The sequence below is a fragment of the Bacillus sp. SRB_331 genome, from assembly GCF_003264175.1.
Classification (GTDB): domain Bacteria; phylum Bacillota; class Bacilli; order Bacillales; family Bacillaceae_G; genus Bacillus_A; species Bacillus_A mycoides.
Genome location: NZ_NADV01000009.1, coordinates 70,190 through 84,021 on the forward strand (window position 1 = coordinate 70,190; position 13,832 = coordinate 84,021).

The 13,832-nt window shown below is 36.7% G+C and carries 11 protein-coding genes; 10 read left to right on the forward strand and 1 reads right to left on the reverse strand.

The window, feature by feature from the left end; all coding sequences use genetic code 11:
- Positions 1 to 228 precede the first annotated feature (228 nt).
- The 4 genes from B5P42_RS07970 (at position 229) to B5P42_RS07985 (ending at position 4,243) form a co-directional block, all read left to right on the forward strand.
- A complete protein-coding gene (locus B5P42_RS07970; protein ID WP_113733964.1) occupies positions 229 to 1,248 on the forward strand; it encodes a hypothetical protein in 1,020 nt (339 codons plus the stop codon).
- Positions 1,249 to 1,497: 249 nt separating this feature from the next.
- Positions 1,498 to 2,172 carry a hypothetical protein gene (locus B5P42_RS07975; protein WP_113733965.1) on the forward strand — a complete coding sequence of 225 codons (675 nt, stop codon included), beginning with the start codon at positions 1,498 to 1,500 and terminating at the stop codon, positions 2,170 to 2,172.
- A 192-nt stretch (positions 2,173 to 2,364) separates the two neighbouring features.
- On the forward strand, positions 2,365 to 2,841 hold the full coding sequence (locus B5P42_RS07980; protein ID WP_113733966.1) for a PH domain-containing protein: 477 nt from the start codon (positions 2,365 to 2,367) through the stop codon (positions 2,839 to 2,841).
- Positions 2,834 to 4,243 (forward strand): PH domain-containing protein, encoded by a 1,410-nt coding sequence (locus B5P42_RS07985; RefSeq protein ID WP_113733967.1) that lies wholly within the window; start codon positions 2,834 to 2,836, stop codon positions 4,241 to 4,243. Before B5P42_RS07980 ends, B5P42_RS07985 begins: the two co-directional genes overlap by 8 nt.
- Positions 4,244 to 4,342: 99 nt before the next feature.
- Here the strand turns inward: B5P42_RS07985 and B5P42_RS07990 are convergent, their stop codons facing one another.
- Positions 4,343 to 4,858 carry an antibiotic biosynthesis monooxygenase family protein gene (locus tag B5P42_RS07990; protein ID WP_113733968.1) on the reverse strand — a complete coding sequence of 172 codons (516 nt, stop codon included), beginning with the start codon at positions 4,856 to 4,858 and terminating at the stop codon, positions 4,343 to 4,345.
- 127 nt (positions 4,859 to 4,985) lie between these two features.
- Here B5P42_RS07990 and B5P42_RS07995 point away from each other — a divergent pair, with 127 nt between their 5' ends.
- The 6 genes from B5P42_RS07995 (at position 4,986) to B5P42_RS08020 (ending at position 13,726) form a co-directional block, all read left to right on the forward strand.
- On the forward strand, positions 4,986 to 7,103 hold the full coding sequence (locus B5P42_RS07995; protein WP_113733969.1) for a transglycosylase domain-containing protein: 2,118 nt from the start codon (positions 4,986 to 4,988) through the stop codon (positions 7,101 to 7,103).
- A 189-nt stretch (positions 7,104 to 7,292) separates the two neighbouring features.
- Complete coding sequence (hemE, locus tag B5P42_RS08000; RefSeq protein WP_113733970.1) at positions 7,293 to 8,339, forward strand: uroporphyrinogen decarboxylase; 1,047 nt, start codon at positions 7,293 to 7,295, stop codon at positions 8,337 to 8,339.
- Positions 8,340 to 8,353: 14 nt separating this feature from the next.
- Positions 8,354 to 9,289 carry a ferrochelatase gene (hemH, locus tag B5P42_RS08005; protein WP_113733971.1) on the forward strand — a complete coding sequence of 312 codons (936 nt, stop codon included), beginning with the start codon at positions 8,354 to 8,356 and terminating at the stop codon, positions 9,287 to 9,289.
- A 19-nt stretch (positions 9,290 to 9,308) separates the two neighbouring features.
- Positions 9,309 to 10,730: a protoporphyrinogen oxidase gene (gene hemY, locus B5P42_RS08010; protein WP_113733972.1), complete on the forward strand. Its 1,422-nt coding sequence runs from the start codon at positions 9,309 to 9,311 to the stop codon at positions 10,728 to 10,730.
- Positions 10,731 to 10,947: 217 nt separating this feature from the next.
- Positions 10,948 to 13,314, forward strand: coding sequence for a DUF6359 domain-containing protein (locus B5P42_RS08015; protein ID WP_113733973.1), 2,367 nt, complete (start codon positions 10,948 to 10,950; stop codon positions 13,312 to 13,314).
- Positions 13,315 to 13,426: 112 nt separating this feature from the next.
- Positions 13,427 to 13,726 (forward strand): hypothetical protein, encoded by a 300-nt coding sequence (locus B5P42_RS08020; protein ID WP_088031245.1) that lies wholly within the window; start codon positions 13,427 to 13,429, stop codon positions 13,724 to 13,726.
- The last annotated feature ends 106 nt before the right edge of the window (positions 13,727 to 13,832 follow it).

Consider the following 13,832-nt stretch of genomic DNA (forward strand, 5'->3'; position numbering starts at 1 on the left):
GATTTTTCTATGTGTATAAGAGTGTGTGTAGTAAAGATTCTGAGTAAGGGCTTTATTAAAATTCCTTTCTGTCTTAAAAGAAGAAGAAAACCAACTACCAACTATTTAGGAGTTTTAAGTAATGATAGTAAATGAAATGTACAGTACATATTTACTTTCAGTCTAATTACTACACAGACTTTTATACATATGATGTTATTGTTTTAGTTATATATAGGGGGAGAGAAAATGAGAAAGTTATTAACGGTAATTGGACTTACGTTTTTAATGCTAGCTGGATGTAGTAATGGGGATTTTGACAAAGCAATGGATGAAGGGAAGACCGCGTTAACGAATAAAGAATATAAAAATGCTTTATCATCATTTGAACGAGCATTAGATGAGAAAAAAGATGATTCAGATGCAAAAGTGCTTGTAGAACAAACGAAAGTAATGATTGAAGCAGTGAAGTTAAAAGAAGAAACAAAGGTAGAAGAATCAATCAAGTCATTTGAAAAAGTAGAGAACATGAAGAATGGAAATAATACGCTTATAAAACAAGCCAAGGAAGAACGAACAGCATTAGTAGCGATCTTAGAACAAAAAAAGAAGTATGAAGAGCAACTGACAAAAAGTGAAGAGTTAATAAGTAAGAAAAATTATACAGAAGCGAAAGAGATATTAAATAAGGTAGTTTCAGAAACAAAAGATAACAAGAACCTTGAAGAATATAATAAAAAGGCTTTAGGATTAATCACTAAAATTGGTGAAGAGGAAAAAACTGCAAAGAGTGTAACGACAGCAGCGAAGGCACAAAAAAATGATGCAGTAACGAGTCAAAAGGTAGCGACAGAAAAGAACCAAAAAGCAGAGACAGAAAAAAATCAAAAGGCAGTAACAGAAAAGAACCAAAAAGCAGAGACAGAAAAAAATCAAAAGGCAGTAACAGAAAAGAACCAAAAAACAGAGACAGAAAAGAATCAGAAGGTAGTAACAGAAAAGAACCAAAAAGTAGAGACAGAAAAGAATCAAAAGGTAGAGACAGGAAAGAATCAAGATGCATTTACTTTTGAGAAAGCTAAAGAATATATCAAAAAAGAATATAAAGAAGAATATAATTACACGCTAGAGGATACGCAAGTAGAAAATGGAAAGAAATATTATCAAATTAGAGTGCGTACGACATATAAAATAGAAGGTGCAGCTGGAGCAGGATTTACTGGAGTATTCAAGGTGTTCGAAGATGGTACAATTGTTGAAATGCACTAAATTGATGAAAAAGGTATCCTCAAAGTATTTGAGGGTACCTTTTTAGCATAAAAAAAAGCATCTAGCAAAAGTACTAGATGCAAATAAAAACACAAGGGAAGATAAATGTCTTCCCGTTTCCCGTAAGTAATTATATCAAAAAAATTATAAAAAACTAGCTTTATTTTTAATATAATGAATGTGTGAGGCTATGATGTTGTAGGATTACATTGTTTTCATAGTGTTTTTTATTAAAAGGAGTGAATTATAGTGCTCGAAGTAAAATTTTATGATTGGAAAAAACAACGTCCTAAAAAACATTATTTGCGTGTGCATGAAATTAGGATTTTTGAGTTAATTTTCTCAAAGAAAATTAACGAGTTTGAAATGGGATTAGGAGAGATTGAGCAAGTTACTGTCTATTGTTTAGCTAATGAAAATACTGATATTTCATATAAAGTGAATAGAGATTTAGGTGAAATTTGTGTATATGCTCCTTACGATTTTATGGGATTTTTAACACGTGATTCAGTTGAAGAGAAATACAATGAGTTTTGTAAATTAGTACATCAATATGTTATTCCCGGACTTGAAGAAAACTCTACTCTCTCACCATCTATTGTTAGAGAGTATGTCGAAGAGTCTTTGGGAGAAATTGTGAAACAAAACTACGAAGGGATATTTTTAGTAGGGAAGACACCTAAAAAAAGCCCAAGCCGTAAGAAGATAGCGATATTAAAAGGAATTCATCGTGTTAAAGGTTTCCAACTACGATGTGAGGTGTACGATGAAAAGGGTTTAAAGATTCGCGATCAATTATTGGTGGAAGAGGTAGGTAACGAAATGGTGTATTCAAGATTTTTAGGCACATTAAAATGGGAAAGTGAAAATTTAATTGTGGTCAAATCAAAATCTAGTAGTTGGAAAGAAGAAATTTATATTTAATAATAAAGCTATTATAGAAGAAATGATTTGTAGAAAGAAGAGATGCTATTGCTTCTTCTTTCTTTATGTGTATTCGATTAATGAAGGGAATTTTAAAGAAATGCTCGACACAATGTAAGGAACTATAATTTTACAAAACTGTATATAACAACTAATATATAATTAATAAATTCATATAATTGGAGTGATGAGATGCAGCCGTTAGAAAAGGAGATTCATTCTAATATGCTTAAAGTGTGGAGAATTCACGCTTTAATTGGAGCGGCAGTTATACTAGCAGTCGTAATTGCGTATTTCTTTTTTATGATTAATTTTAATTGGTGGGGCTGGTTGTTTGGATTGTTAGTAGCAGGCGCTATTACCTTTATCCCACTTGATTATTTTGTGTTTCCGAATTTACGCCAGCGTTATTATAGTTACAGATTAAATGAAGAAGAGATTGAGATTCAAAAGGGAATGTTCGTTGTAAAACGCGTACTTATTCCGATGATCCGCGTGCAGCACGTAACGATTGAGCAGGGGCCAATTATGAGAAAGTATAATTTAGCAGAATTACATATTTCAACAGCGGCAACTTCTCATAGTATTCCTGGTTTAACGAAAGAAGAAGCAGAGCAGTTGAAAAGACAAATTGGAGAGCTTGCGAAAGTGAGTGATGAGGGTGTATAAGAGGCAACATCCGATCACGATATTATTAGGTATTAGGATTTTCAGTTTATTTCCACTTATTATCCTTGTTATGTTTAAACCTGAAGAACAAGTGAAACCCTGGTATTTATTTTATCTTTTCATCTTGTTTATTATATTCATTATGGCGATATTTTCAGCTGTAAAATGGTATTTCAAAGTATACTGGGTTGAAAATAATATTTTACATATAAAACACGGTGTTTTTGTGAAGAAGGAAAGTTATTTAAATAAAGATCGTGTGCAAAACATTAGTACATCTTCTAATGTCATTTATCAAATGCTTGGGCTTACGAAATTAAATATAGAAGTAGCGGGCGGCGGTAGTGAGCCGGAAGTGATGTTAGCTGGTATTAAAGAAGATGAAGCGAAGGAACTGATTGCCTTATTAAATAAAAAAAGAAGCGCTGCGAGTGAAGAAGTACCCATGGCAGAAGAAAGTAAGACGATTTATCAGTTAACGATGAAAGAGATTTTAGTAGCTTCCATTACGTCTGGTAGATTCGGATTAGTGTTTTCTGGATTACTTCTTATTTACACAGAGTTTAATCAATTTCTTCCAGAATGGCTCATAAATAAAGTGGAAGCGTATGTGATGGATAACGGTGTATATGAATTAATCGTTATGGCCGCGATTTTAATGGCGGTTTCGTGGGTCGTTTCGACAGCTGGTTATGCGCTAAAATATGCGAACTTTAAAATAGAGCGAAACGGAAATGAAATTCGTATTGTGCAAGGGTTATTTGATAAGAAAGAGTTTGTCTTAAAGCTCCACCGCATTCAAGCAATTACTGTGAAAGAAGGAATTCTCCGCCAGCCTTTCGGTTATTGCTCTGTCGAAGTGGAAGTCATTCAAAGTATAGAAGCGGCAGGGAATGAAGTGATGTTACATCCTTTTATGAAGAAAAAAGATGTACAGCAGCTACTTGCCTATTTACAGTTGCCATATGAAATAGAAGAGGAAATCGTTCATTTACCGAAGGCTGCATTACGCCGTTACGTCGTAATGGGCTGGATTACAAATGCTGTGCCAATCGCTGGTGCGAGTATATATTTTAAACAACATACTGCGTTGTTCGTTCTTATACCGCTATTTATTGTATTTACAATACTTGCATACGCTAGATATAAAAGTGGTGGATATATGATACGAGACAATCAGTTAGTAATGGTGCACCGAGGTCTCGCGAAATATACAGGGATCATGCGAAGAAGGCATATTCAAGTGGTCGGATACAATCAATCTTATTTTCAAAAGAAAGACGAGTTATGTACAGCTGCTGTAGCGGTGGCGGGACATGGTTATGAAGTGAAGCATATGCGAAAAGAAGACGAGCTTCGCATATATAATTGGTACAAAGAAAAAGGAAACACCAGTGTGTAATGGTGTTTCCTTTTTGTGTGTCGTCATTTGTCGATAAGTCGATATATTCGAAAAATCGCTAATATAATTTCATGTACCGAGGTCTCTAAACTCCGAAAATTAAACTAACACATCAAAAGTAGTCACGAACGACGGGCGAGAGAAAATACTTTTTTGCTGTTCTGCATGTGGATGCGCTTGTGCTTGTGCTTGTGCTTGTCCTTGTCCTTCTGCTTGTGCAGGGCGTTTTTTATGAGTGTTTTCGAATGAACGTGATTCTGTCCAGTCTTTAAAGTTTTGCTCAGTTTCCCACATCGTTAAGATGACATATGTATCATTACTTAATGGGCGAAGAACACGGATTGCTTGGAAGCCAGGCTCATTTTCGATTAGACCAGCACGGTTTTTAAAACGGTTTTCAAATACAGGGCGACCTTCGTCTGTTACAGAAATGTTGTTACAAACGATGTAGCCAGATTGTCCTTTAAATTCTCCAACAGCGTCTAATACGTCATACTGAAGTGTCGATTCTACAGATTCTTCAGTATTTTCTTTATAAAACATATCTTTTTCGTTATTTTTTGCAGTGAAATGTGCTTGTTCTAGAGGTGTTTCGTATGAAATAATAGCCTTCATTTTAATGCCCCCTTTATGGTTTGTCTCTATTATATCAATTCTCTTAAAAAACTTCGAAGATTATATACATAAAGATACTTCTTTTTCAAATAATAAATGTACCATCATTTGGAAAGAAGGCCGATGTATGAAGAAAGCAAAGTGGACTGTATTAGGCGGGGTAGCAACGTTCGTAGTAGCGATTGTACTCTATAAACTTATTGTGTTAACTGGTGGCTATATGATGGATGAAAAGCAGCTTGTTTTCCACTCTTCATCACGTATCGTTGACCAGAAAGGAAAAGAAATTACGAAGTTATATGTAGAGAATAGAGAGCTCGTGCCGATTGAAGAAATTCCAAAGTACGTGCAGCAAGCATTTATTGCTGTGGAAGATTCTCGTTTTTATGAGCATCAAGGAATTGATTACCCTTCTATATTTCGGGCGCTTTATAAAGACGCGTTAGCTGGAGAGAAGGTAGAAGGCGGTAGTACGATTACGCAGCAACTAGCTAAAAACGTCTTTTTAACTCGCGAAAAAACATTTACGCGTAAATTGAAAGAGGTCGCAATTTCTCTTCAATTAGAGCAAAAATATACGAAGCAGCAAATTCTTGAAATGTATATGAACCATATTTATTTCGGTCATGGGGCATATGGTATTCAAGCGGCAGCAAAGTTGTATTTTAATAAAAATGTAGAAGATTTAACAGTGGAAGAGGGAGCTATGCTTGCAGGGCTTCCGAAAGCGCCAAATGGCTATTCACCGTACTTATCCCTAGAAAAGAGTAAAGGGCGCCGTGATCTTGTTTTGTCACTTATGCATAAACAAGGCTATTTAACAGCGGAAGATAGTGTTCGTTACCAAGGGAAAACAATAGCTCTTTATAAAAATTCAGATGAACGTGAACTCGCATATATGCCGTATATCGATATGGTTATAGATGAAGCGGCGCGTTTATATGGTTTATCGCATCAAGAAGTACTGCGCGGAGGATATACGTTTGTCGTACCGATGGATGAAAAAGTTCAAAAGGTAGCATATAACCAGTTTCAAGATGCGAGAAATTTCCCTGGTAAAGAAAACGGGGCGCAAGGTGCATTTTTATTAATGGATAATCAGACTGGCGGAATTAAAGCCGCGATTGGCGGAAGAGAGTATGTTCCGAGAGGGCTTAATCGCGTTTTTGCAAAGCGGCAGCCTGGTTCTGTTTTAAAGCCACTTATCGTATATGGACCTGCACTTGAGACGAAGAAATATAATCCATATTCTTTATTAACGAATGAAAAAAGTTCGTTTGAAGGTTATGAACCTCGAAATTATAATCATGAGTATACGAAAGAGATGACGATGTACGATGCGGTATTAGAATCAGCAAATGTGCCAGCTGTATCTTTATTAAATGAATTAGGGGTAGATGAGGGAAAGCAATATTTAGAGAAAGGGAATGTTCATATTGCGGACTCAGGTTTAAGCACAGCACTTGGCGGGCTAAAAAATGGTGTGTCTCCATTTGATCTTGTCAAAATGTACCGATCTTTTTTAGCAAACGGGAATATTATCGAACCGCACGTTATTGATAAAGTATTAAATAGACACGGGGCAGTCATTGGAGAGTCATCAAAAGCTGAAACGAAAGTCTTTTCAAAGCAAACGGCATGGTATATGACAAAGATGCTTGAAGGAGTTGTGAAAGAAGGTACGGCGAAAGCTGGCGTATATAATGGAGCTTTAGCTGGAAAAACAGGCACAACTTCATTGCCAAATGATGACAATGGTGCGCGTGATATGTGGTTCGTTGGATATACACCGAATTTAGTAGGTGCAGTTTGGATTGGCTATGACCGCACCGATAAAGAGCATCAATTACAAGATGGAAATGCATCTGCAACGATGTTATTTAAAAAGATTTTAACGAAAGCAAACATACAAGATAAAGCGAGTTTTCATAGGCCAAAAGGTGTTGAAACAATTGGACTGCCAATTCGTTTAGATAAGATTCAAAACGTGGAAGCAAAACTAGCATTTAGTCCTTTCGGTTTATTTGCAATGAAACTAAGCTGGACGCCGCTTCCTGATGAGCGAATTATGTATCGGATTTATAAAGTTGAAAAAGGAATTCATACTCACGTTGGAACGGCAAAAGGAACAGGGAAATATGAGGAGAAGTTTATTAATATATTCTCAAAACCAAGTTTTTACGTTGTGCCATATAACACACAAACGAACCGTGAAGGAGAAAAGTCAAAAGTAGCTAAACCGTAGTTTTTCTCTGTGCTATAATAAGAATGTTGTGAAAATAGTAAACGTTTTTACGAACGTTTGTGTCAATTTAATGAACAACGTACATAATGTTATGCATTTTGTTTTTACAAGCTGTATAGTAAAAAAAGATAAATATCGGAATAGAGCATATTTAAAGAAAAAGCATTGGTAAGGAAGGGAGCTAGGGTCTTGGTAAGAACTATAAATGAGACATTTTTAAAAGCATGTAGGGGGGAACGTACAGAGTATGTACCAGCATGGTATATGCGTCAAGCAGGTCGTTCACAGCCGGAATATAGAAAGATAAAAGAGAAATATTCTTTATTTGAAATTACACATAATCCAGAGTTGTGCGCTTACGTTACAAAGTTGCCAGTTGATCAATATAACGTAGACGCAGCAATTCTTTATAAAGATATTATGTCACCACTACCTGCAATTGGTGTTGATGTGGAAATTAAATCTGGCATTGGTCCAGTTATCGATAGTCCAATCCGTTCTTTACAAGACGTAGAAAAATTAGGGGAAATCAATCCAGAAGATGACGTACCTTACATACTAGATACAATTCGTTTATTAACGACAGGAATGTTAGATGTACCGTTAATCGGTTTTTCAGGAGCTCCATTTACGTTAGCGAGCTATATGATTGAAGGCGGTCCTTCTCGTAACTATCATAATACGAAAGCGTTTATGTATGCAGAGCCGAAAGCTTGGTTCGCTTTAATGGATAAGCTTGCAGATATGGTTATTACATATTTAAAAGCGCAAATTAATGCAGGAGCAAAAGCGGTTCAAATTTTCGATTCTTGGGTTGGAGCAGTAAATGTAGCGGATTACCGTATATTTATTAAACCAGCGATGGAGCGTATTTTTGCAGAAGTTCGCCCGATGGGTGTTCCAATGATTATGCACGGCGTAGGTGCTGCACATTTAGTGAATGAATGGCACGACTTACCGCTTGATGTAGTAGGTTTAGATTGGCGCTTACCGATTGAAGAAGCACGCGCACGTGGTGTTCACAAGGCGGTACAAGGAAATATGGATCCTTCATTCTTATTAGCACCTTGGCCTGTTATTGAAGAACATGTAAAAGGTATTTTAGATCAAGGGATGAAGCAGCCAGGTTATATCTTTAACTTAGGTCACGGCGTATTCCCAGAAGTAAATCCAGATACATTAAAACGCTTAACTACATTTATTCATGAGTATTCTAAAGAACAGTTAGCGAAGTAAAGGAGATTGTCTGTATGAAAAAGAAAATTGGTTTGCTTGTAATGGCATACGGAACGCCATATAAAGAAGAAGATATTGAACGTTACTATACACATATTCGCAGAGGAAGAAAGCCAAGTCCTGAAATGCTAGAAGATTTAACAGAGCGTTACCGTGCAATTGGTGGTATTTCTCCTTTAGCTACTATTACATTAGAGCAAGCTAAAAAGTTAGAGACGCGTTTAAATGAAATACAAGATGAAGTAGAGTACCACATGTATCTTGGTTTAAAACATATTGAACCGTTCATTGAAGATGCAGTACAAGCTATGCATAAAGATGGAATAGAAGATGCAATTGCACTCGTTCTTGCCCCTCACTATTCTACTTTTAGCGTGAAGTCGTATGTAGGACGAGCGCAAGAAGAAGCAGGAAAACTTGGAAACTTAACAATTCACGGCATCGATAGCTGGTATAAAGAACCGAAATTTATTCAGTATTGGGTCGATGCAGTGAAAGGTATATATAACGGTATGTCAGAAGCAGAACGTGAAAAAGCAGTGTTAATCGTATCTGCACATAGCTTACCAGAAAAAATTATCGCACTCGGCGATCCATACCCGGATCAATTAAACGAAACAGCTGACTATATTGCACGTGGTGCTGAAGTAGCAAACTATACAGTAGGTTGGCAAAGTGCCGGAAATACACCAGATCCTTGGATTGGTCCAGATGTACAAGATTTAACGAGAGAATTAAATGAAAAGTACGGCTACAGTTCATTCGTATATGCACCAGTTGGATTTGTTGCGGAACATTTAGAAGTTTTATATGACAATGACTTTGAGTGTAAAGTGGTAACGGATGAAATTGGCGCGAAATATTATCGTCCAGAAATGCCAAACGCATCGGACGCATTTATCGACTGTTTAGCAGATGTTGTATTAAAGAAAAAAGAATCTGTAATGTAAGTAGAAAGGGGGAGCTTACTTGAGGAAAAAAGTTGTGATCATCGGCGGTGGCATCACAGGATTGACAACAATGTATAACTTACAAAAAGAAATTCGTGAAAAAAACTTGCCGATAGATGCATTGCTTATAGAAGCGTCCGGTAAACTTGGCGGGAAAATTCAAACCGTTCTAAAAGATGGATTTACAATTGAACGTGGCCCTGATTCTTTCTTAGCAAGAAAAGAGAGCGCAGCTAAATTAGTGAAAGAATTAGGACTTGGCGATGAACTTGTAAATAATAAGGCCGGTCAATCGTTCGTTCTCGTAAACAATCGGTTACATAAAATGCCGAGCGGTTCAATGATGGGAATTCCAACGCAAATTACGCCGTTTCTATTTTCCGGATTGTTCTCCCCAATTGGTAAACTAAGAGCTGGTTTTGACTTATTAATGCCTAGATCAAAACCAGTTTCTGATCAATCACTCGGGCAGTTTTTCAGGCATCGCCTTGGAAATGAAGTCGTTGAAAATTTAATTGAGCCATTATTATCTGGTATTTATGCAGGGGATATTGATGAAATGAGTTTAATGTCAACATTCCCTCAAATTTATCAAATTGAACAGGAGCACCGTAGTATTTCACTCGGTATGCGTACGCTCGCTCCAAAGCAAGAGAAGGCTGAATTGAAAAAAGGAATATTTAAAACTGTGAAAACCGGTTTAGAATCTATAGTAGAATCTCTTGAAACGAAGATTCCTAATGATATGGTAATGAAGGGAACTCGTATCGAAAAGGTTGCAAAACTTGGTGATAGTTATACGATTACGCTTAGTAACGGAAAAGAAATGGAAGTAGACGCGATTGTAGTTGCGACGCCGCATAAAGTATTGCCATCTATGTTTGCGCAGTATAAGCAGTTTCGTTTCTTCCGTAACATTCCGTCTACATCAGTTGCAAACGTGGCACTTGCTTTCCCAAAGTCTGCAATTCAGCGTGATATTGATGGTACCGGATTTGTCGTATCAAGAAATAGTGATTATACAATTACAGCGTGTACGTGGACACACAAAAAATGGCCACATACAACGCCAGAAGGAAAAACGCTTCTTCGCTGTTATGTCGGACGCCCAGGTGATGAAGCGATTGTCGAACAAACTGACGAAGAAATTGTACAGCTCGTATTAGAGGACTTACAAAAGACAATGGATATTACAGAGGATCCAGAGTTTACAATTGTAAGCCGCTGGAAAGAAGCGATGCCTCAATATACAGTAGGCCATAAAGAGCGAATGAAGAAGCTCACAACATTTATGGAGGAAGAATTGCCAGGTGTGTATTTGGCAGGTAGTTCTTACGCTGGTTCTGGTCTTCCGGCTTGTATTGAGCAAGGTGAGTTAGCGGCGAAACGTGTGTTATTTCATTTAGAGAAAGTAATGGAGACTAAATTAGTCGCACATTAAAATATTTCAAACAAAACGCCTTCAATTATATTGAAGGCGTTTTGTTTATTGGATAAAATACCTTTAGTCAATAAACCTATATAAGTTATTTTGTATTATAGTTTGAAAACTTGTAAATTAAATAAATTTTGTGTAAAACTTGTCGAAATATAGTTCTATATAACGAATCATTTGATATGATAGAAATGTTGAGAAAATATGAAATAGGGAGAGGGAAATGGCTGTGAAGAAATTATTAAGTGTCTTTTTATCATTGATGTTATTGCTTTCATTTACTGGAACTTTAGCGCAGGCGGAAGAAACTACTTCTATGTCAGTAGAAAAAGCAATTCAAGTATTTAAGCAACAAGGGAAAACGAAGGGGATAGTGGAAGGATATATCGTTGGGTATACGCAAAGTCCTTCTAAATACACGAAAGATCCGGCTAAGTTTGACGACACAAACGTGGCAATTGCCGATTCGCCAAACGAAACGAATCCAGACAAAATCATGCCTGTTCAATTGCCAAAAGGCGATGTGAGATCGGCAGTAAATGTGAAAGACCATCCTGAAAATATCGGGAAGAAAGTTAGGTTGACAGGGACGCTTGAGTTATATTTCGGTAGCCCAGGTTTAAAATCAGTAACAGCTCATAAGTTTCAAGGAGAAGAACAAAACCGCGTTAGCGATGTAGTGGCATCACCAAATGGTGGGGAAGTTGCAAAAGGAACAGCAGTAACATTAACAACGAATACAGAAGGAGCAACAATCTACTATACGTTAGATGGCTCTAATCCTACAAATAAAAGTGTTCGTTATAACGGACAAATTGTAGTAAATGAAAATAGTGTAGTGAAAGCAATCGCTGAAAAAGAAGGGCTTACTTCTTCAGCAGTTTCGACATTTTCATTTATAATCGTAACAAATGAACCAGTTCGTATTCATGATATTCAAGGGAAATCACATATTTCTCCTTACAATGGGAAGAAAGTAAACAATGTGGAAGGCGTTGTCACAGCGCTTGATAAAAATGGTTTTTATATAGAAGATAATCAGCCGGATAATGATCCAGCTACTTCTGAAGGTATTTACGTATACAAAAAAGATGCGAATGTAGCAGTAGGAGATCTTGTCCAAGTTGATGGAGAAGTAGAAGAATATGTTGGACCTGGATATGCAGAAAGGTTTGACACAGATTTAACGACGACGGAAATTAAAGCGAGCCGCGTTGCTGTAATCGCAAAAGATCAACCTTTACCAGCGCCGATTGTATTAGGAGAAAACGGTGTAAAAATCCCTGATCAAATTATTGATAATGATGCGTTCGGTCTATTTGATCCAAATGAAGATGCAATCGACTTTTATGAAAGTGTAGAAGGTATGCGCGTTACGATGCCAACACCAAAAATTATCGCTCCGCAGAAAAACGGTAATTTATATGTAACAGTAAAAAATGGCGGAGATAAAGTAGTAACGAAGTATGGTACACCTTTATTAGATAAAGAGCAATTAAACCCAGAACGTCTTTCTGTAAAAGTACCTCGTGATTATGTCGCGAAAGTAGGGGATACGTTCACTGGAGATATAACAGGCGTAGTAGGATATGACTACGGTTCGTACCGCATTTCGCCAGTAACGGAATTACCATCTGTAGTGGACGGCGGATTTAAGCAAGTAGGGGCAAATATTCAGCCGCGTCTTGATAAGTTAACAGTTGCTACATATAACATTGAAAACTTCTCAGCGAACAAAAAAGAAACAACAGATGAAAAAGTAAAAGCGTTAGCTTATTCTATTAAATATAATTTAAAAATGCCTGATATTATCGGTGTACAAGAGATGCAAGATAATAATGGAGCAATCAATGACGGTACGACTGATGCATCTTTAAGCGCAAAACGTATCATTGATGCTGTATTAGAAATTCGTGGACCGAAGTATGAGTATGTAGAAATTGCGCCGAACAACAATCAAGACGGCGGGGCACCTGGAGCGAATATTCGCGTCGGTTTCTTCTATAACCCATCTCGTGTGAAATTAGCGACAGTACCGAAGTTACTAGATAAAAATGTAGTTCGTATTGGAGACGAAAATCCTTTATTTGAAAGTACACGTAAACCGTTAGCTGCAGAATTTACATTCCAAGGACAAAACGTTGTTGTCATTTCAAATCACTTAAACTCAAAACTAGGAGATGCAACGCCATTTGGAAAAGTGCAGCCGCTCGTATTAAAGAGTGAAGAAAAACGAGTTCAATTAGCACAAGAAGTGAATCATTTCGTACAAGTTATCCAAGAAAAGAATACAAATGCACCAGTTGTTGTATTAGGTGATATGAATGACTTTGAATTCTCTAAACCTTTAGAAGCACTAGAGGGAACGATATTAAAAGATATGTTAAACACAGTGCCGAAAGAGAACCGCTACACGTACATTCATGAAGGTAACGCACAAGTGCTAGATCATATTTTAGTAACGAATAACATCGCACCGCACACAATTGTAGACCCTGTACACTTAAACTCAAACATTATGAAAGAACATGGACGTGTAAGTGACCACGATCCAGTACTTGTTCAAATTGATTTGAAGAAGGCTTCTTAAATAGTCGAGAAAGAACGCTTAGAAATATACTAAGCGTTCTTTTACATTATTAGGAATTTTTATGATAAAATAGATTGAATATTCATTTTTTAATGCAGGGAGGTGTAGACATATGGTAGCCCGAATAAACGGGAAATTAATGAATCAGCTTGCAATTTTTTTTAGCATGATCGTCATGCTTCAGTTTGTAGCCGATATAACAGGGCTTACACAGAATCTAGATAGTATGTATTACTTAATAAATACCGCAACTTCCTATATAACGTTTAGTTTGGCGGTTATTTTTACTTTAATCGGTGCAAGAAGAGAATTAAGTAAATACGCAATTATTTTATTATGTTCAGTTGTAGGTATTAAAGCGATTTATTTTGCGGCGATCGTTATTTTATGGGGATTGGCAGGTACGCCGTAAAGGGGAGAGGGTTATATGAGTATTGAAAATATAAGATTGATAAATGTAAATGATAATAAGAGCGTAATTCTCTAAGCTAACTTAGGGAATTACGCTCTTATTCGTT